This is a genomic window from Modestobacter sp. VKM Ac-2979 (assembly GCF_026967995.1).
Lineage (GTDB): Bacteria > Actinomycetota > Actinomycetes > Mycobacteriales > Geodermatophilaceae > Modestobacter.
The window spans coordinates 63414-82368 of record NZ_JAPVBO010000002.1; the positions used below are offsets into that span (position 1 = coordinate 63414).

Genomic DNA, 18955 nt, shown 5'->3' on the forward strand with positions numbered 1-18955 from the left:
GGCAACCTCAGGGCCGCAGGTAGCATTCCCGCCGTGACGGACCGCGGCACGGCAACGCTCGGCGACCTGCTCATGCGGGTCGCCCGCACGCTGCGCCGCCGGTTCATCGCCGCGCTCGCACCCTGGGACCTCTCCCCCCACCAGGCCCGGGCGCTCCGGGTGGTCTGCGCCCGCGACGGCGTCCGGCTCTCCGAGCTGGCCGAGGCGCTGCGGATCGCCCCGCGATCGGCGACCGAGGTGGCCGACGGGCTGGAGGAGCGTGGGCTGGTCGAGCGTGCCACCGACCCGGGCGACCGGCGGGCGGTGCGGTTGACGCCGACCGAGACCGGCCGCCGGGTGCAGCGCGAGGTGGACGACGCGCGGGCCGCGGACTCCCAGGAGCTGTTCGCCCGGCTCTCGGCCGCCGACCGCGCCGAGCTGGAAAGGATCCTGCGCCAGCTCACCGACTGACCGGCGAGCTCAGCCCTCGTCGAGGGCGAACGAGCCGGTCTCGACCTCGCCGACCCGCTGGTAACTGGCCAGGACGGCCCCGGTGCCGGACACCGTCGACGTGACCAGCCGCCAGGTGCGCGGCACGGTGCCCTCGGCGAACAGCTTCCGCCCGGAGCCGAGGACGACCGGGAAGACGACCAGCCGCAGCTCGTCGACCAGGTCCTCGGCCAGCAGGGTCTGCACCAGCCCGAGGCTGCCGTGCACCTGCAGCTCACCGCCGTCCTCGGCCCTGAGCGCGCGGACGGCGTCGGCGACCTCCCCCTCGATCAGCCGGGCGCCCGACCAGTCGACCGACTCCAGCGTGCGCGAGGCGACGTGCTTGGGCAGCACGTTCAGCGACCAGGCGATCCGGTCGCCCTCGGTGGGCATCTTCGGCCAGTGCGCGGCGAAGATCTCGTAGGTGCGTCGGCCGAGCAGGAAGTCCTGAGCGGTGGCGAACCAGGCGTCCATCTGGCCGCCCATGACCTCGTCGAAGTGCGGCACCAGCCAGCCGCCGTGGGAGAACCCGCCGGAGGTGTCCTCCTGCGGGCCGCCCGGGGCCTGGGCGACCCCGTCGAGGGTGAGGAACGTGGTGACGACGAGCGGGCGCATGGCAGACCTCCGGAGTCCGGCCGCCCGGATGGCGGCCCGTGCACCCAGAGACCCGGCGGCCGGGCCGAAGTCATCGGCGGGAGGCGCTCACTCCGCCGGCTCCAGCTCGAAGAACACGACCTGCGGCGGGGCGTTGACCCGCATCGGCAGCGCGCTGAACCCGAGCCCGCAAGTGACGTACAGCGCGTTGCCCTCGGCGCCGTACGCCGCCGGTGACCACCCGTCGGCGACCACCTTCTCCTCCTCGGTCAACCCGAGCCAGCTCCAGCGCGGCAGGCCGGGCAACGCGATCTGCCCGCAGTGGGTGTGCCCGGCCACGGTCAGCGGCGCGCTGCCGGGCGGCATCTCGGGGAAGGCCGTCGGGTTGTGCATCAGGACCACCCGCGGCGCGTCCTCCGGCAGCCCGCTCAGCGCCTGGTCGACGTCGACCAGACCGGGGCGCACCGGGCCGACCCCGACGACGTGCAGCGGGTCGGTGCCGGTGCCGGGGACCGGCACCGACTCGTTGAGCAGCACCGGGACCCCGGCGCCCTCCAGCGCGGTCGTGAGCTCCTCCGCGGCGTCGCTGGCGTAGTCGTGGTTGCCCAGGACGGCGTAGGTGGGGATCCCGGCGTCCAGCAGCGGGGCCAGCAGGTCCAGCGCCGCCGCCACCTCGGGTTCGACGTCCGGACCGGCGTGGTAGACGAAGTCCCCGCCCAGCAGCACGAGGTCGGGCTCGGCCTCCACCACCCGCTCGACCGCCCGCTCGACCATCCCGGTGTTGGCCCACCACATGCCGATCTGCATGTCGGCCAGCAGGGCGACCTCCAGCCCGGCCGCCTCCGCGGACAGCCGGGGGAGCTCCACCTCCTCCCGGTCGTCGTCGAGGACCAACCGCGGTTCGACCAGGACGCCGTAGCCGATGAGCAGGACCAGGGCCGCCAGCAGGGCCAGCCCGACACGGACGGACCAGCGCCTCATACCCGGCCGGCCATCGCCGCGCCCCGAGCGGGGTGCCGGAGACCTCGGCCGGAGCTGATGCGGAAGGCCCAGGCGCACGCCAGGACCCACACGGTGCCCAGCAGCAGACCGGCGGCGACGTCGGTCGGGAAGTGGGCGGCGACGTAGATCCGGGTGATGCCGATCGCCGGCGCGAGCAGCACCGGCAACGCCAGCACGGCCCACCGCCAGCGACTGACCCCGTAGCCGATGACCAGCGCGGCCAGCGCGCCGTAGAGGGCGACGGCCATCCCGGAGTGGCCGGAGGGCCAGCTGGCGCCGGCCGGCAGCCCCTCGGTCAGGTCGACCACGTCGGGCCGGACACGGCCGACGACCAGGCCGACGACGAAGTAGATGACCACCTCGCCGACGATCACGACGAGGACGAAGACGACGGGGCGCCAGCTGCCCACCCAGGCCAGTGACAGGACCGCCAGGGTGAGCCCGACCGCGATGGCCGCCCGGGTGCCGGACAGCATCCCCACCGCGTCGGCCACCGTGGTGAGCGTCTCGGTGCGCTGGTCGACGAACCAGACGGTGACGCTCTGGTCGAACCGGCCCAGAGCGGTGTCCCTCAGCACGCGGGTGACCAGCAGCCCCAGCCCGACGAGCACGGCGAACAACGCCGCCGCCGCACCGACCAGCTGCAGGACCGTCGTCCGTCCAGCGGGGAGCACCGGCTGGTGGGTGGGCGCCGGCCGCGGGGCCTCCGCGGGGTCGACCTCCAGGGGGTCGAGCGGCTCGTCGGTGTACTCGTGCCGGTCGTGCTGCCAGCCGCGGAAGGCGATCGTGGTGATCGCCAGCCAGGCCGCCCCCAGCGCCCAGCCGGCCAGCACGTCGGAGACGAAGTGCACGCCGAGGGCCAGCCGGGTGAACCCGATCGCGAACACCAGCAGCGCGAACAGGGCGATCAGCCACGGGCGCACCCGGCGGCTGACCACCGGCAGCAACACCAGCAGCAGCACGCCCCAGGTCACCACGGCGGTCATCGCGTGACCGCTGGGGAAGCTCTGGTTGGCCGGGGTCTCGACCACCGGGTTCAGCACCACCGGGCGGGCCCGGTCGGCCACGTACTTGGTGAGCAGGATGAGGACCGGCAGGCCCATCCCGGTGACCGCGACGAACGCGGCGAGCCGGCGGTGCCGGCGGATGAGCAGGAAGAGTGTCGCCAGCACCGTCACCAGCACCGAGGCGCCGGTGCCCCCGAGGTCGGTCACGGCACGCAGCACGCTCACCGTCACGGACGAGCCGCTGACCGCCTCGTTCAGGTCCGCCGCGACCTCGCCGTCGAGGGAGGCCAGCGGCGACCAGCTCTCCTGGACCAGCAGCCACAGCGCGAGGAACGGCACGGCGCCGACGAGGAGGGCCACCAGTCCCAGCACCGCGCGGACGCCGAAGCGACCGGGCGCCTGCGGCGGTTCGCGGTCCGATGGCGACTGGGTCGAGGTGGTGAGGGGCCGGCTCATGAGGAGCCCGCTACCCAGCTTCGCCGGGGAGCCCGACCATCGTTGCGACACCGTGACCTGAGCGACACGCCTACCGCGCCACCCGCCGGGTAGGCCGCTGGCTGATCCCTGCTCGCCGAGAGAACGGACGTCACCATGACCTCGCACCTCCCCCGGTACCGACGGTGGCCCGGCATCGCGCTCGCCGCCGCGACACCACTGCTGCTCGTGACCGGCTGCGGTGAGACCGAGGACTCCCCCAGCCTGAACGACGACGAGGGCGAGGTCGTGACGGACGAGGGCGGCGAGATCGTCGGCGGCCCCGAGGCCCCGTCGGTCGACGTCAACACCGACGTCGAGGTCGTCGGCGTCGAGCTCGCCTACCCGGTCGACGGGCTCTACGAGGTGGGTGCGGAGGTGCCGCTCTACGCCGCGCTGACCAACATCGGCACCGAGCCGGTCACCCTGGTCGACGTCACCGGCCCGGACTTCGAGGAGGCCGTCAGCCTCGACGGGAGCGCGGAGCCGTTGGACGCGGTCGAGATCACTGTCGCCCAGAACGACAACACCTACATCGGGGCCGAGGGATCGCCGTCGATCGTCCTCGTCGGTCTGGAGACGGAGCTGCGCTCCTCCCAGTCGATCCCGGTGACGTTCGTGTTCGAGGAGGCCGGCGAGATCACCGTCGAGGTCCCGGTGTCCGCCGACGACAGCGACCCCTTCGAGCGGTTCAGCTTCCCCGACCCGGCCGAGGACCCGAGCAACGAGTGACCGGGCGGGTTGCGATCCGGTCACGTTCCGACACCTGACGGACTTCCCCTCGGTCACCGGGCACCCCTCCGGGGAGCCCACGCACACCGACCGAGAGGACACGAACCGATGACCGACCCACGGACGACGACCGGCGCGACCAAGGCAGCAGAGAAGAAGCGGCCGATGTGGCCGTGGCTCCTGCTGGCCGCCCTGCTCGCCGCGCTGCTGCTCTGGTGGCTCATCGCCGAGTTCACCGGAGACGACGACGCCGACGCCGACGCCGGCGCGGGCGCCGTGGTCGAGGAGACCACCACCGAGACCGAGACGGAGGTCACCGGCACCGAGACCGTGTCGCCTTCGGCGCCCGCGTCCGAGATCGGTCTGGGCACCGTGCTCGTCGGCGACCTGGACGTGCTGGACCCGTCCGTCGACCTGAGCGCCAGCGTCGGGGAGCCCGTCCAGGCCAACACCGTCGAGGTGGCGGCGGTCGTCGCCGACGAGGCGTTCTTCGTCGGCCCCGAGGCCGGCCAGACGATCCTGGTCCGGCTGGAGGAGTTCGGTGGCACCGACTCCGAGGAGTCGCCGTTCGAGGTGGCGGAGGGTGACACCGTGAGCTTCGGCGGGACCCTCGAGCAGGTCGACGACGAGTTCCTCGCCGAGCTGCAGCTCTTCGACCCGACGACGCAGTTCGAGACCGGCGACTTCTACGTGCAGGCCTCGGAGATCACCCTCGTCGAGTGATCCCACTCTGGACTCCCGATGGCGTCCCCGGCCCGCGACTGCTGCGGTCCGGGGACGTCGTCGTCCTGCACCCTGCAGAACCCGTCGGACCCCACTGTGGAGAGGCGCCGTCGTGCCGAACACCATGACCGAGCCGAACGCCCCGCGGGGGACCAGGTGAACGCACGTGACCACGGGGTGGCCGCCGGTGTGCTGACCACAGCGGTCCTCCTCGCCGGGGCCGCCGCACGCCGGGAGAACGCCCGCCGGCTGGCCAGCCGGACGAACGGGTTCTCGCCGTCCGTCCGCACCGACGACGGGGTGCGGCTGCACGTGGAGGTCGCTGACGAGGTCGACGCACCGACGGTGGTGCTGGTCCACGGCATCGGCGTCTCCGCGGAGATGTTCGACCCGCAGTGGACGGCCCTGCGCAGCCGCGCCCGCGTCGTCCGCTACGACCAGCGCGGGCACGGCTCCAGCGGCTGGGCCGGCGGGCGCGGGGCGACCGTGGCCGAGCTGGGCCACGACCTCGGCCAGGTCGTCGACCAGCTGGGTGGGAACGGGCCGGTCGTGGTCGTCGGGCACTCGATGGGCGGCATGGCCGTGCTCGCGCTGGCCGCTGAGCGGCCCGAGCTGTTCGGCACCCGGATCGCCGGTGCCGCCCTGATGAGCACCCGCGCCGCACCGCTCGACGGCGCCGAGCGGGCCAGCACCCCGATCACCGCACGGGCCCGCACCGGCCTGTCCACCGGGGGTGCGTGGCTGCTGTGGCTGGTGGCCCCCCTGGTGGGCGCGTTCCGCCCGTTCCGGACCCGGCCGGGACGGCGGCTCCTGCGCTGGCAGCTGTTCGCCGGTGACCCGCCCGAGGACGCGGCGCGTGCGCTGACCGGGATGTGGGCGGACACCCCGGTCGGGGTGTTGTCGGCCTACCTGCGGAGCCTAGCCACCTACGACCAGCGACCCGCGGTCGCCGCGCTGCGCACCGTGCCGGTCCTCGTCCTGGCCGGGACGTCGGACCGCACCATCCCCACCCGTTCGGCGCCTCGTATGGCGGCACAGATCGGCGAGGGGGCCGAGCTGGTCCTGGTGGAGGACGCCGGGCACCTGGTCAACGACACCCACCGCGACATCGTGAACGCGGCGCTGGGCGCCCTGCTGGACCGGGTCCAGGCGGGGGTCGGCGACTGACCCGCCCCTGTCCGGTCAGCTCTCGACGACGACCTCGATCACCGGGTACCCGGAGGCGCCGTCCGGGGCCACCGGGGTGCGCTCGTCGGTCTGGACCTCACCGAGCCCGTCGGTGGCCCGGGCGGTGATGACGTGGACGCCCGGGGTCGCGTCCCAGGGCAGGTACCACTGCCGCCAGCAGTCGACGTCGAGCCGTTCGGCCAGCTCTGCCTGCTGCCAGGGGCCGTCGTCGATGCGCACCTCGACGCCCTCGATGCCGCGGGTGGGCGCCCAGGCCACCCCGGCGATCGGACGCTCCCCTGCGGTGATGGTCCGCCCCGGGCCGGGGACGTCGATCCGGGTGGAGGTCTTGATCGGCCCCTCCTTGGCCCAGCCGCGGGGGACCCAGTAGCCGTCGACGTCCCAGTCGGTGAGCTCGATCGCAGAGAGCCACTTGGTCGCCGACACGTAGCCGTACAGCCCGGGCACGACCAGCCGCGCCGGGAAGCCGTGCTCGGCCGGCAGCGGCTCGCCGTTCATCCCGACGGCCACCATGGCCTCGGTGACGTCCAGGGCGGTGACGGTGGGGAACCCGGCGGTGAACCCGTCGACCGACCGGCCGACCAGCTGGGTCGCCCCCTCCTGCAGCCCGGCGCGCTCGAGCAGCCGGAACAGCGGGACCCCCTGCCAGCGTGCGTTGCCCACCAGGTCGCCGCCGACCTCGTTGGAGACGCAGGACAGGGTGATGTCGGCCTCGATCTGCGGCATCGCCATCAGCTCGTCGTAGGTGAGGGTGAACGGGTTGTCCACCATCCCCCGGATCTCCAGCTGCCACTCGGCCGGGTCGATGGTCGGCACCCGCAGCGCGGTGTCGATCCGGTAGAACTCCTCGTTCGGCACGAACAGCGGCGTCAGACCGGGGATCTCCAGGTCGGCACCCGCCGGCACCGGTCCCGCCGGCCGGACCGGCACGGGCAACCGGATCGCCGCCCGGAGCTCGGTCAGCCGTTCGCGCCCCATGAGCAGTCGGCTGCCGACGCCGCCGATCACCGCCACCGCGGCGGCGCCGCCGGCCAGCAGGAGGAAGTTGCGGCGGCCCGTCGTCCCGGGCCCGTCCGACGCCCGCGTCTCCGCAGCCGCGGCAGCCAGCAGGTGGTACAGGATCGCGACCCCCACCGCGGCGCCCAGCACCCCGGCCAGCACGGTGAGGACGGCGGAGGCGTCCGGCGCAGCGAGGCCGGCGGCGACACCGAGCGCGGTGATCAGCACGAACGCGACCGCACCCAGCACGAACCGGCGGCGTGCCAGCAGTCCGGTGCCGGCGCCCAGCAGCGCGGCGACCAGCCCGATCGAGGCCAGCAGCACCGGCTTGTCGTTGGTGCCCAGCGCGGCGATCGCGGCACGCTCCAACCAGCCGGGAACGCTGTCGATGACGGCGTCCCCCACCGAGATGACCAGCGAGGGCACCCCGTCGATGGCGCCGGCGGCCAGCTCGACCACCCCGATGCCCGCCGCAGCCGCCAGCAGCCCGGACAGCGCCGCACGGCCGGCCGGTGCCCGCCGCGCCGCGTCGTCGTCCCGCGGTCCTTCGACCGGTTGTGCGTCATCCATGCACCCAGCTTCACCCGACTCGGCGGGTGGGACACGCCGAGCCGGGGAACCGACGCAGGATCGTCACGGAACACCGGCTGGGCGGGCGTCGGTGCGGACCGAGCAGCGTCGCCGAGGAGCGTTCCGAGCGTTTCTCCTCGCCGAGGACTCGACCGATCGGCTCCCGTGCTCCACGATCAGCCGATGACAGAGTCGTCATCCGCCGTCCTGGCCGGCTGGGCGCCCGAGCCCTTCACCAACGCCGGCATCACCCACACCCTGCACACGCGCGGCTCCGGGCCGGGCCTGGTGCTGCTGCCCGAGCTGCCCGGCCTCACGCCGGAGGTGATGGGCCTGGCCGAACACCTGGTCGGTGCGGGATTCACCGTCACCGCCGTGGACCTCTTCGGCGATCCGGGCCGGCAGACGAGCCCGGGCTACGCGGTGCGCAGCTCCGCCGGGGTCTGCACCAGCCGGGAGTTCCGCGCCCTCGCCCGTCGGGCCGACCGGCCGGCGGCCGAGTACGTCCGGGCCGTGGCCCGCCGGGTACGTGACCGGGTGGGCGGCCCGGGGGTCGGGGTGATCGGGATGGGCGTCAGCGGGGGTCTGGCGCTGGCCTCCGCCGCCGAGCCGGCCGTGCTCGCGCCCGTCGCCAGCCAGCCGTCGACGCCGCTCCCGCTGACCCCGGGACGCCGGCGGGACCCGGGGATGTCCGACCGGGAGCGTGCGGCGGTCCAGGCCCGGGTCACGGCCGAGGGCCTGCGCCTGATGGGCCTGCGGTTCAGCGAGGACACCGCGGCGCCCAGCGACCGCTTCCGGGCCCTGCGGGCGGTGTTCGGCGACGGCTGGCTGCCGGTGTCGGTGAACAACCGGCCGGGCAACGAGGCAGGCATCGCCCAGCAGGAGCACCGGGTGCTCACCAGTACCGACGCGGCGACCCCCGGCCACCCGACGTACGAGGCCCGCGAGCAGGTCGTGGCGTTCCTGCGGGAACGCCTGGCCGCCCTGCCGGCGACCGCCCGGTCCCTGTGAGGGACCTCCCGGTGGCGCCGGCCGGCGCCACCGGGAGGGACCCACGGGAGCCCTACGCTGCGAGCGAACCGGCTGGCGTCAGGCTGACCTGACGAGGACCGTCGAGCGCATGACCAGCCCCGCAGAGCTCGCCGTCCAGCACACCCTGCGGACGGCGGTCGCCCGCTACGACGACCTCCGAGCCCGCGACTCGCTCGCCGATCCCACCGCCGAGGACTCCGTCGCCGCCGAGCACCTCACCCAGCCCGAGGCCCTGGAGCTGCTCGCACTGAGCCAGGTGATCACCAGGAAGGCGAGCTACGGACAGCAGCTGGCGGTGCGGTCCGCCCGGGAGACCGGGGCGTCCTGGTCGGCGATCGGCCGGGCGCTGGACATGACCAAGCAGGCCGCGTGGGAGGCGCACACCCGCTGGATCGAGGACCAGGCCGCCCAGCACCGGGACACCGGCGTGTCCGGCCTCGACGACCTGTCGGTCGCGCGGGCACGCAAGCTCGCCGGCCGTCCGGACGACCAGCTCTGAGCCGGGAGCCGCTGGCTCACTCCGGGAGGTGGAGGCAGAACGGGTGGCCGGCCGGGTCGAGCATCACCCGGACGTCGGCCTGCGGCTGGAACTCGGCGACGGTCGCGCCCAGCGACCGGGCGAACTCCACGGCCGCGTCCAGGTCGTCGACGGCGACGTCCAGGTGGGCCTGCATCCGCGGGTCTCCGGGGCCGGCCGGCCAGACCGGGGGCACGTGGTCGGCCTCCAACTGGAACGACAGCCCCGGCCCACCCGGGCGCAGCGTGGCCCACTCGGGGTCGTCGGTGGCGATCGGCCAGCCGAGCATCGTCGCGTAGAAGCGCGCGAGCCCGCGCGGGTCCGGGGTGTCGAGCACGGTGCCGGTCAGCGTCATCCGCGGTCGGTCCTGCACGTGGTCAGCCGTTCTGCTCGATGTAGGTGTCCGGGTCCTTGTCCTGGATCGGGATCCCGGTGACGTGCTTCGCCTCGTAGGTCAGGAACTGCACGGCGATGTCGTGGCGGGTCTGCAGGTCGGCGTGGTGCCGGAAGTCGAGCAGGTCCTCCCGCTCCTCCTCGGCCATGTGGTCGTCGTTGGCCTTGCGCGCCTCCCACACCGCCGTCCACCACTCGTCGGTGCCGACCTGGTGGTCCTGCGTCTTCCGGACGGCGTCCCGGATCTCGTTGTGGTCGGAGACCGCGTCCTCGACCTCGTCGCGCACGCCGCCGTCCGGGTTGCCCTTCCCCAGCTTCAGCACCTGGGGGTAGAAGTACTTCTCCTCCCCCTCGGCGTGCACCTCGAGGAAGGCCGCCAGCCGGTCCCACATGGCGCTCAGCGCCTCGTTGTCACCGCGCGGCATCTCGTCCAGGTAGGCGAACATGCGTCTCTGCTGGTGGTGCTGCTCGAGGATGATCTCGGTGATGTCCATGGGGCCAGCGTGCCCCCGATCCGGGCTCCCCGCGCGACGCCGAGGCGGGGCCCCGTGACGACGCCCCCTCCCGCGGACGGGAGGGGGCCTCGCCCGGTGCCCGGGTCGTCAGTCGGCGCAGATGCTCGCCGGGTCACTGACCCCGCAGTTGTTGCCCCGGAAGGTGATCCCCGGGCCGGCCTCCTGCAGCAACGTGTTCGGGATCGGCCGGGTCACCCAGACGTCCACCGGCTCGTTGTCCAGGATCCGGTTGGACTTGACCTCGATGTTCTCCACCAGGCCCGGCCCGGCGACACCGGGCGGGAGGGTGCCCGGCGGCGGGGCGAAGCTGACCAGCGTCAGCCCACCGGCCGGGTAGTTGATCGGGGCCGCTCCGGCCGGGGTGACCGGGCGGTTGCCGGTGATCAGGTTGCCGACGACCCGCACGGAGTCGGCGTTCGTGATGGACATGCCGACCCCGGAGACCAGCTGGGCGCCGTCACGCCCGGCGATGCAGTAGCGGTTGTTGGCGATCGAGGCGTTGGCCTTGATCGTGAAGTCACCGCCCTGGACCTGCCGGGTGGCGTCCGGGACCTCCGTCACCGCGTCGTCGAAGAAGAGCACGCCGACGCAGTTGCCGGTCACCTTGTTGGCGGTGATGGAGCCGCCGCGCGACTCGCGGACGAAGATGCCGAGGTTGTAGCCCTCGACGTAGTTGGCGGTGATCCGCGCGTTCGCGTTGTCGGAGTCACCGACCCCGACTCCGGCGGTGCCGGCGAACCACGGCGCACCCCGGTCGACGCCCTTGTACACGTTCCCGGCGATCGTGATGTCCGTGGACGCCGCGGCGAGCACGCCGTACCGCTCGTGGCCGATGCCCGAGGTGGCCTTGACGGTGAAGCCGTCGGCCTGCCACCCGACGACCCCGCTGGCCGGGTGGTTGCGGGTGCCGAGCTTCGCGACGGTGACCGGGCTGTCCGGGTTCAGGAAGAAGATCCCGGACACGTCGTCGGCCAGGGTGCTGGGATCGCCCTCGTTGTCCGTGCCCTCGCTGGCCGTCCAGCAGGCGTTGGGCGCCACGTCGGGCAGCGGTGCGCCCGGGCCCCACTCCGGCCAGGTGATGAGCGTCGTGTTGGGGCCGGACCCGATGATCTTGAGGCCCTTGCCCTCGACGCACACGGCCTCCTGATAGGTGCCGGGCGCGATCTTGATGGTGTCGCCGGAGGACGCCCGGTCGACGGCCGCCTGGATCGACTCCCCCGGGCGCACCACCAGGGTGCTGGGGCCGCCCGCGGCGGCGGTGCCCACCGGCAGGGCCCCGACGGTCAGGGCTGCGGCCAGGACGATCGTCCGGCTGCGGGTCCGCCAGCTGACCCGGCGTGCCCTCGTTGTGCTGGTGCTGCTGTCCATTCTCGCCCTCCTGGAAGGAACCGCGCTGGTGAGCCGCGCCGGTGCGGCGCCCACTCCGGCGTCCCGGTCCCGCTTCCGGTCCCGAGGCGAGGACAACCCTCTTCGACGCGCCGCACCGCGCGCAGCCGCCGCGGGTCGACAACTCTCCCCACCCGAGGTGGCAACCCGCGACCTGCGGAGGAGGCGACCTGCGACCGGGGTCGCATCCCGGGCCCGCCCCGGGTCGCACCCGTTGGTTGGCCCGCGCACCGCAGGTCTGCCGCCCGTCGAGGGAATTGCGGATCGACCCCGAGTCGCCGTCGACAGCACCGCAGCCGCAGGAGCACAGTCCCGCCATGCCCCCAGCGCAGGCCGTCGGTGTGCGGCCACTCGTCGAGTCCGGCCCCGGCGACGAGGTGGTGGTGATCGCCGGCCTCACCAAGCGCTACGGGCCACGCACCGTCGTCGACGACCTCTCCCTCACCGTGCGGCGTGGGGAGGTGTACGGCTTCCTCGGCCCCAACGGGGCGGGCAAGACGACCACGCTGCGGGCGCTGCTGGGCCTGGTGCGCCCGACCAGCGGGACGGCGTCGGTGCTCGGCCGGCCGGCCGGTTCCCCGTCGGCGGGCGTCGGCGCGCTGATCGAGGGCCCGGGGTTCTACCCGTACCTCTCCGGCCGGGAGAACCTGCGGGTGCTCGCCCGGTACGCCGGTGCACCCGCCGGCCGGGTGGACGCCGTGCTGGGCACCGTCGACCTGACCGACCGCGCCCGGGACCGCTACAGCACCTACTCCCTGGGCATGAAGCAACGGCTGGGCGTCGCCGCCGCGCTGCTCAAGGACCCCGAGCTCGTCGTCCTGGACGAGCCGACCAACGGGCTGGACCCGGCGGGCATCTCCGACATGCGCGCCCTGCTGCGGCGGCTCTCCGCCGACGGCCGCACCGTGCTGCTGTCCAGCCACCTCCTCGGCGAGGTCGAGCAGGTCTGCGACCGGGTGGCGGTCATCTCCTCCGGCCGGCTGGTGGTGGAGAGCAGCGTCGACGAACTGCTCGGGCTCCGCCGGCTGGTGATCGAGGCGGAGCCGCTGGGCGAGGCCGCCGCGGTCACCACCCGGCTGCTGGGCCCGGAACGGGTGTCGGTCGTCGACGGGGTCGTGCACGCCCAGGCGGGGCCGGAGGACGCCGCCCGGATCAACCGGGCGCTGGTGCTGGCCGACGTCGAGGTGTCCGGCCTCCGCCAGGAGGCGCAGACCCTCGAGGCGGTGTTCCTGCAGATGACCGGGTCCGAGCTGGCCGCCGCGGGCCCCGAACCGGACGGTCCTCCGGCGCGACGGACCGGACGGCTGTCCCGGGTCTCCCGGAGAGGAGCGGCGCGGTGAGCGCGACGACGCAGACCGATGACCCCGGGGTGGGGACGGCGGAGCCCGCACGCCCCGCCCCGACGACCGGCCGGGCGGCGGGGTCGCTGGGGGCCATGGTCCGGGCCGAGCTGACCAAGCTCCTCCGGCGGCCGGCCACCTGGGTGCTGCTGGGGCTGTGGCCGGCGCTGCAGCTGGTGTTCAGCACGGTCATCCCCTACGTGAGCTACCAGCGCGGCGCCACGTTCGAGGGCCTGCCGCCGGAGGTGCTGCTGGCGAGCATGCTGCCCGACCAGCTGGTGCTGAACTCGCTCTCCGGGCTGCCGCTGTTCGGTGGTGCCCTGCTGCTCACCCTCGGCGCCCTGCTGGCCGGCAGCGAGTACGGCTGGGGCACCCTGAAGACGCTGCTCGGCCAGGGCCCCCGCCGCCTCCAGGTGCTGGCGGCCCAGCTCCTGGCCCTGCTCGTGGTGCTGGCCGTGGCCGTGCTGGTGAGCTTCGCGCTGACCGCCCTGGCGAGCGGGGCGATCGCCGCCGGCGAGTCCGCCGCCGCCGACTTGCCGACGGTCGGCCGGCTCCTGCGTGGGCTCGGCGGCGGCCTGCTCATCGCGGCCACCTGGGGTGCGCTGGGCCTGTTGCTCGGGCACGCCCTGCGCAGCACCGCGCTGCCGATCGCGCTCGGGCTGGTCTGGGTGCTGGCCGTGGAGAACCTGATCGTGAACGTCGCCGCGCCGTTGCTCGGGGCCTTCGACACCGCCCAGGCCGCGTTGCCCGGGGTCAACGCCGGCTCGCTGGTCGCCGCGCTCGCCGGGCCCGATGCGGCGCTGCGCACCCCCGGGGTGGCGGCGATCGTCGATGGGACCCAGGCCGCCTGGGTGCTCGCCGGGTTCCTCGTGCTGTTCACGATCGTGACCGGCCTGCTGCTGACCCGGCGCGACGTCGTCTGAGGGGGTGCCGTCCGAGGCAGCGCGATGTCCCGCCACCTCTCAGACGGCGGAGCTCTCACTGATCAACTCGCCGAGCCGCCGGGCGGCGAAGGCGACCAGGCCACGTGCAGGTAGCAGGACGACTCGAGCGGTGCCAACCGTCGTCGGGCGGATGCCGGCACGCTCCTCGTACTGCCGGCCCAGGAGGGGGAAGTACGTCCCGTTGTCGTCGCCGACGTCGAGGGTCTCCCACCAGACCCGCTCGCCGTCCACCTCGACCGGGTACCGCCGTTGTTTGAGCCGCCGGTGCTGCACCAGCGATTCGGCGTGGTGCAGGAAGCTGTTCCGGTCGTGGCCCACACCCACCAACAGGATCTGGCCGTCCAGGTCGTGCAGCTGCTGGAAGGGTGAACCCGCGCCGACCGCGAAGTGCCAGGGCTGCCCGGCGACGATCTCAGCTGCGTGTGCGCCGACCGCAGCCACCGAGGCCTGCGGGTGCCGGCTGCGTACCGCGTCGGGCAACGTCCGGACCGCCTCCGCCACAGCCCCCATGGGCGAGGGCAGGTCGGGGGTGAAGAACGGCACATCGGCGCGGCGTGCGCGGACGTCACCCCCCGGGACACCGGTCACGGACGGCGCTGGATCGGCAACCTGCGGGGTGAACGCCGGCACGACGAGCGTCCCGTCCACTCCCACCGTCCGGCGGAGGCTCTCGGCCACAGTGACTGCTCCGCCGATGACCGTGCCCAGGCTGGACAGCGACGCGTGGACGATCACGTTCATCCCGGGGGCGACCCCGGCCCGCTTCCACCCGGCGAGCAAGTCGTCAGCAGACAGTGCGATGGGTGCGCTCACGTGTCCATTCGACCGGCTGTCCATTCCGGACTGCAGAGCCGGGGGCTTCCTCAGGCTGCCGGGAGGTCCTCCCGGTTGACCAGGATCGCCAGCTGGGTCCGGGTCCGGACGTCCAGCCGGCGCATCACCGCCGTCAGGTGGCTCTTCACCGTCGCCGAGCTGAGGAACAGCCGGCCGGCGATCTCCTCGTTGCTGAGCCCCTGCGCCACCAGCTCCGCCACCTCGCGCTGGCGCTCGGTCAGCCGGTCGAGGGCCCGGGCCACCACGGTCTGGCTGGGCACCTCCCCGGTCAGGTGGCGCACGAGCTGACTGGTCACGGCGGCGTCGAGGGCGGGCTCCTGGCGGGCGAGGGCGCGCACCGCCTCCACCAGCCGCTGGGCCGCCGCACGACGCGGCAGGAACCCGCGGACCCCGCACTGCAGGACGTCCATCAGGCCGGTCCGGCCACCGCCGCCGGCCTCGGCGAGCACGAGGACGCCCACCCCGCGCTGGCACAGGTCACGCAGCAACGGCAGCGCGGCGCTGCCCACCAGGCTCTGCCGGACGACGACGACGCGGGTCCCGGGGCCGTCGGCGACCGCCACGACCTCCATGAGGTCGGCGGTCTCGACGACGACCGCGATGTCGGGCTGGGCCTCGAAGACCGCACGGAGCCCGAGCCGGAAGACCTCCTGGTCCTCGCAGATCAGCACCTGGACCAGGTGCCGGGGCGTCCGCCGCGCGCAGGGCCGGAGGTCGGGCCGCGGTGGCGGGCCGTCGGGCACGACCACGACGTCGTGCAGCACCGCCCGGACGCTCGGTGGGTCGGCAGGCCGCGGGCGCGCATCGGTGTGCCCGGTCTCGGTCCGTGGGTCGGCAAGTCTCATGCGAACTCCCCCTGATGCCACCGCAAGGACCGCCCTCGACCGCCCGGTGGGCCGACGAGAGCAGCGGTGACAGAACGGTAACGGACAATCGAGTTCCTGTGTCGGTTCTCGTCCACGGAACTCACAGCAGGCGCTCAGGCCTGCAGGTCGCCGGCCGCACGGTGGAAGTGGATCGCCAGCTGAGTGCGGTCCCGCAGCCCCAGCCGACGCAGCGCCACCGTGATGTGGCCCTTGACGGTGGCCCGGCTGACGGCGAGCCGTTCGGCGATCTCGGCGTTGGTGAGGCCCTCGGCGACCAGTCGCGACACGGCCATCTGCCGCGCGGTCAGCACCCCGCTGAACGACATCCGAGCGCCGTCGGCCTGCCCCGGTGCGTCCAGCCGGTGCAGCAGCTCGCCGGTGGCCGCCGCGTCCAGCACCATCTCGCCCCGGGCCACCGCCCGCACGCCGTCGACCAGCCGCTGGGGGCTGACCGTGGTGTGCACGTAGCCGCACGCACCGGCCTGCAGGGCGTCGACCAGGTCGCTGCCCGATCCGGGCTCACCGAGCAGGACCACCCGGACTCCCAGTTCGCACAGCGCACGCACCAGCTCGGCCACGACCGGTCCCCACGCCCCGAGGCCGACGACGGTGACGTCGGGCCGGAGCCGGACGGCCAGGGCGAGGGCGTCGGCCGCCGATCCCGCGTCGGCGACCACGCGCAGGTCGGGCGCCCGGAGCAGCACTGCCCGCAGGCCGTGCCGGAGCACCTCGTGGTCGTCGCAGATGAGCACCCGGAAGGGGGCACCGCCGTCGTCCTGGACCGCGCCGTCACCGGCCGGGGCGCCCTGGCGACCTGCAGGTGCCCCGTCACCGGCCGACCGGGCGACCGCGCCATCGGGCAGCGCCTCGCGGGCCGTGCCGATGTACGGGTCGCCGGTCATCCTTGTCAACTCCGCTCGTGCGGCGCGAGGAGGCGTCCGCCTGGATCTCACCGGTCTCGGAAGTTAGGGGATGACACACGGTGAGCGCCACCGGCTTGGGCGCGTTGTCACCGAACGCACCCAGGGTTCATACCCGGGTCGTGGTCCCCCCGGCCCCGGGTGCACCACCCGACCGCGCCGGGCGGTGGAGGTGACCGACGACGGACGGGCGACCCCGGGCGTCCGGGCGATCCGGTCCCCCTCCTCGCGGTGGAGGCGGCGCCCCCATCCACGCCTCCGGGTGCGCCTGCAGAACCGCCCGTGCGGCCGATGCCGACCGGGCCGGCGCAGACCTAGCGTTCGCCTCGTTGGTCCGATCCCGACGCCCGCAGGAGCAGCCGTGCACGAGACGATGATCATCGCGAAGATGGACCCGGCCCACGCCGACGACGTGGCCGCCGTCTTCGGTCGCTACGACGCGACCTCGATGCCCCACGAGATCGGGGTGCGGCACCGGTCGCTGTTCCAGTTCCACGGCATCTACGTGCACCTGGTCGGCTTCGACCGCCCTCCGGCGGAGGCGATGCAGGTCGCCCAGTCGCTGCCTGCCTTCCGCGCCGTGAGCGATGACCTGAAGCCCTACATCGAGGCGTACAGCCCCACCTGGCGCTCACCGCAGGACGCGATGGCCCGCCGCTTCTACCACTGGACGTCCTCGCCCGAATGAGGCGAGCGACAGCACACGGTTGAGAGGCCGAGATGACACGCTCCTCGATGACCACGCCCGGGGTGTCCGCACCGCCGGCGCCGACGGACTGGACCTCCTGTCCCGCCTGCGGGTGGCTGCTCTACCGCAGACGGCTCGAGCGTGACCTGCACGTGTGCCCGGAGTGCGATGCGCACCTCCGGCTCGGCGCCCGGGCCCGCATCGACCAGCTCGTCGACCCCGAGAGCTTCGCCGAGACGGTCTTCCCGGAACGGGAGGGCGACCCACTCGGCTTCACCGACCTGCGCGCCTACCCCGACCGGCTGCAGGACGCCGCGCACCGCTCCGGGGAGTCCGAGGCGGTCGTCGTGGGGGTGGCCACGATCGGGGGCACCCCCGTGGTGCTGGCCGTCATGGACTTCGGCTTCCTCGGCGGCAGCATGGGCGTGGAGGTCGGGCGCCGGGTGAGCGGCGCCGCCGAGCTGGCGCTCGAACGGTGCCTGCCGCTGCTGGCCGTGTGCGCCAGTGGCGGGGCACGGATGCAGGAGGGCGTCTTCTCGCTCTTCCAGATGGCCCGGGTGAGCGAGGCATTCGGCCGGCTCCGCGAGGCCGGGCTGTTCTCGGTCTGCGTGCTCACCGACCCCACCTACGGGGGCGTGTCCGCCTCGTTCGCCACCCTCGCCTCGGTCCTCGTCGGCGAGCGCGGCGCGCACGTCGGCTTCGCCGGCCCCCGCGTCGTGCAGGAGACGATCCGGGCCGAGCTCCCCAGCGACTTCCAGACCGCGGAGTTCCTGCTGGCCCACGGCCTGGTCGACCGGGTGGAGAGCCGGGCCGAGCTGCGTCCGCTGCTGGTGCGGCTGCTGGCCCTGCACGCGCCGGACCGGCCCCGGGGGGAGGCCGACGAGGAGCCGGACCCCACCGCCCCCGACGTGACGCCGCCCCCGGACAGCGACCCGTGGGACGTCGTCCAGCGCGCCCGCGTGGTGGACCGGCCGACGACGTCGGACTACCTGCACACCGCCTTCGACGACTTCGTCGAGCTGCACGGCGACCGCGCCTTCGGTGACGACCCCGCCCTGATCGGGGGCGTGGCCTCGATCGGCGGCCACAGCGTCGTCGTCCTCGGGCACGAGAAGGGGCACTCGGTCCGCGAACGGGTGGCGCACGAGTTCGGGATGCCCCACCCGGAGGGCTACCGCAAGGCGATGCGGCTGCTCGGGCACGCGGAGGTGCACGGGCTGCCCGTCGTCACGCTCGTCGACACCCCCGGCGCCCACCCGGGACCGGAGGCGGAGGAGCACGGGCAGTCCCACGCCATCGCCGAGATCATCATGCGCAGCAGCCGGCTCCGCGTGCCGGTCGTCTCGGTGGTGACCGGGGAGGGCGGCAGCGGCGGCGCGCTGGCGCTGTGCACCTCCGACCGGCTGCTGGTGCTGGAGAACGCCTACCTGTCGGTGATCAGCCCCGAGGGCTGCGCGGCCATCCTGTGGCGGACGGCCACCGCGGCGCCGACCGCCGCCCGGGCCATGCGCCTGGGTGCGGCCCACCTGTACCGGTCCGGCATCGCCACCTCCGTGGTCGCCGAGCCCCCGGGCGGTGCGCACACCGACCCGGCCGAGGCGGCGCGGCTGCTCCGCGCCGCGGTCCGCCGGGAGCTGGACGAACTCGCCGGGCAGGACGTCGACGCCCTGCTGGCGGCCCGGTCGCGGCGGTTCTCCCGCATCGACGTGGACGACGGACGGCCGGTGCGGGCGCTCCAGCCCGTCCTGCCGGTGGAGCGGTGA

General features: G+C 74.0%; 20 protein-coding genes. 10 read left to right on the forward strand and 10 right to left on the reverse strand.

Features of this window, described 5'->3' with window-relative positions:
• The first annotated feature begins 33 nt into the window (after window positions 1–33).
• Window positions 34–450, forward strand: coding sequence for a MarR family winged helix-turn-helix transcriptional regulator (locus tag O2W15_RS04780; RefSeq protein ID WP_269163949.1), 417 nt, complete (start codon window positions 34–36; stop codon window positions 448–450).
• A 9-nt stretch (window positions 451–459) separates the two neighbouring features.
• On the opposite strand, the gene O2W15_RS04785 is transcribed toward O2W15_RS04780, so the two are convergent.
• The 3 genes from O2W15_RS04785 to O2W15_RS04795 form a co-directional block, all read right to left on the reverse strand.
• Window positions 460–1083 carry a dihydrofolate reductase family protein gene (locus O2W15_RS04785; protein ID WP_269178578.1) on the reverse strand — a complete coding sequence of 208 codons (624 nt, stop codon included), beginning with the start codon at window positions 1081–1083 and terminating at the stop codon, window positions 460–462.
• An 87-nt stretch (window positions 1084–1170) separates the two neighbouring features.
• Entirely contained in the window at window positions 1171–2043 is an 873-nt protein-coding gene (locus tag O2W15_RS04790; protein WP_269178579.1) for a metallophosphoesterase, read from the reverse strand.
• Window positions 2040–3527 carry a phosphatase PAP2 family protein gene (locus O2W15_RS04795; RefSeq protein ID WP_269178580.1) on the reverse strand — a complete coding sequence of 496 codons (1488 nt, stop codon included), beginning with the start codon at window positions 3525–3527 and terminating at the stop codon, window positions 2040–2042. Before O2W15_RS04795 ends, O2W15_RS04790 begins: the two co-directional genes overlap by 4 nt.
• Window positions 3528–3662: 135 nt before the next feature.
• On the opposite strand from O2W15_RS04795, the gene O2W15_RS04800 reads away from it, so the two are divergent.
• From O2W15_RS04800 to O2W15_RS04810, 3 genes are all read left to right on the forward strand, one after another.
• Complete coding sequence (locus O2W15_RS04800; RefSeq protein ID WP_269163954.1) at window positions 3663–4277, forward strand: hypothetical protein; 615 nt, start codon at window positions 3663–3665, stop codon at window positions 4275–4277.
• 108 nt (window positions 4278–4385) lie between these two features.
• Window positions 4386–5000 (forward strand): hypothetical protein, encoded by a 615-nt coding sequence (locus O2W15_RS04805; RefSeq protein WP_269178581.1) that lies wholly within the window; start codon window positions 4386–4388, stop codon window positions 4998–5000.
• Between the two features lie 156 nt (window positions 5001–5156).
• A complete protein-coding gene (locus O2W15_RS04810; protein WP_269178582.1) occupies window positions 5157–6167 on the forward strand; it encodes an alpha/beta fold hydrolase in 1011 nt (336 codons plus the stop codon).
• A 15-nt stretch (window positions 6168–6182) separates the two neighbouring features.
• Here the strand turns inward: O2W15_RS04810 and O2W15_RS04815 are convergent, their stop codons facing one another.
• The gene (locus O2W15_RS04815; protein WP_269178583.1) at window positions 6183–7757 is read right to left on the reverse strand and encodes a molybdopterin-dependent oxidoreductase; all 1575 of its coding nucleotides are present in this window, start codon (window positions 7755–7757) and stop codon (window positions 6183–6185) included.
• Window positions 7758–7940: 183 nt separating this feature from the next.
• Here O2W15_RS04815 and O2W15_RS04820 point away from each other — a divergent pair, with 183 nt between their 5' ends.
• Both O2W15_RS04820 and O2W15_RS04825 read left to right on the forward strand, forming a co-directional pair.
• On the forward strand, window positions 7941–8768 hold the full coding sequence (locus O2W15_RS04820) for a dienelactone hydrolase family protein (protein ID WP_269178584.1): 828 nt from the start codon (window positions 7941–7943) through the stop codon (window positions 8766–8768).
• A gap of 109 nt (window positions 8769–8877) precedes the next feature.
• Window positions 8878–9288 carry a hypothetical protein gene (locus O2W15_RS04825; RefSeq protein WP_269178585.1) on the forward strand — a complete coding sequence of 137 codons (411 nt, stop codon included), beginning with the start codon at window positions 8878–8880 and terminating at the stop codon, window positions 9286–9288.
• Window positions 9289–9304: 16 nt separating this feature from the next.
• Here O2W15_RS04825 and O2W15_RS04830 read toward each other — a convergent pair whose 3' ends face one another.
• The 3 genes from O2W15_RS04830 to O2W15_RS04840 all read right to left on the reverse strand — a co-directional run bounded on the left by O2W15_RS04830 (window position 9305) and on the right by O2W15_RS04840 (window position 11582).
• Window positions 9305–9661 (reverse strand): VOC family protein, encoded by a 357-nt coding sequence (locus tag O2W15_RS04830; protein WP_269163960.1) that lies wholly within the window; start codon window positions 9659–9661, stop codon window positions 9305–9307.
• 22 nt (window positions 9662–9683) lie between these two features.
• The gene (locus O2W15_RS04835) at window positions 9684–10193 is read right to left on the reverse strand and encodes a hemerythrin domain-containing protein (RefSeq protein ID WP_269163961.1); all 510 of its coding nucleotides are present in this window, start codon (window positions 10191–10193) and stop codon (window positions 9684–9686) included.
• Window positions 10194–10301: 108 nt separating this feature from the next.
• Window positions 10302–11582, reverse strand: a complete 1281-nt coding sequence (locus tag O2W15_RS04840) for a right-handed parallel beta-helix repeat-containing protein (protein ID WP_269178586.1) — start codon at window positions 11580–11582, stop codon at window positions 10302–10304.
• 335 nt (window positions 11583–11917) lie between these two features.
• Here O2W15_RS04840 and O2W15_RS04845 point away from each other — a divergent pair, with 335 nt between their 5' ends.
• Together O2W15_RS04845 and O2W15_RS04850 are read left to right on the forward strand one after the other, a co-directional pair.
• The gene (locus O2W15_RS04845) at window positions 11918–12940 is read left to right on the forward strand and encodes an ABC transporter ATP-binding protein (protein ID WP_269178587.1); all 1023 of its coding nucleotides are present in this window, start codon (window positions 11918–11920) and stop codon (window positions 12938–12940) included.
• Window positions 12937–13863 carry an ABC transporter permease subunit gene (locus tag O2W15_RS04850; RefSeq protein WP_269178588.1) on the forward strand — a complete coding sequence of 309 codons (927 nt, stop codon included), beginning with the start codon at window positions 12937–12939 and terminating at the stop codon, window positions 13861–13863. Before O2W15_RS04845 ends, O2W15_RS04850 begins: the two co-directional genes overlap by 4 nt.
• 39 nt (window positions 13864–13902) lie before the next feature.
• Here O2W15_RS04850 and O2W15_RS04855 read toward each other — a convergent pair whose 3' ends face one another.
• The 3 genes from O2W15_RS04855 to O2W15_RS04865 all read right to left on the reverse strand — a co-directional run bounded on the left by O2W15_RS04855 (window position 13903) and on the right by O2W15_RS04865 (window position 16486).
• Window positions 13903–14697, reverse strand: a complete 795-nt coding sequence (locus tag O2W15_RS04855; protein ID WP_269178589.1) for an aminoglycoside N(3)-acetyltransferase — start codon at window positions 14695–14697, stop codon at window positions 13903–13905.
• 50 nt (window positions 14698–14747) lie between these two features.
• Window positions 14748–15563, reverse strand: a complete 816-nt coding sequence (locus tag O2W15_RS04860) for a response regulator transcription factor (RefSeq protein WP_269163966.1) — start codon at window positions 15561–15563, stop codon at window positions 14748–14750.
• 134 nt (window positions 15564–15697) lie between these two features.
• Entirely contained in the window at window positions 15698–16486 is a 789-nt protein-coding gene (locus O2W15_RS04865; RefSeq protein ID WP_269178590.1) for a LuxR C-terminal-related transcriptional regulator, read from the reverse strand.
• 379 nt (window positions 16487–16865) lie between these two features.
• Here O2W15_RS04865 and O2W15_RS04870 point away from each other — a divergent pair, with 379 nt between their 5' ends.
• Window positions 16866–17192, forward strand: coding sequence for a TcmI family type II polyketide cyclase (locus O2W15_RS04870; protein WP_269163968.1), 327 nt, complete (start codon window positions 16866–16868; stop codon window positions 17190–17192).
• A gap of 32 nt (window positions 17193–17224) precedes the next feature.
• Window positions 17225–18955: an acetyl-CoA carboxylase carboxyltransferase subunit alpha/beta gene (accA, locus tag O2W15_RS04875; RefSeq protein WP_269178591.1), complete on the forward strand. Its 1731-nt coding sequence runs from the start codon at window positions 17225–17227 to the stop codon at window positions 18953–18955.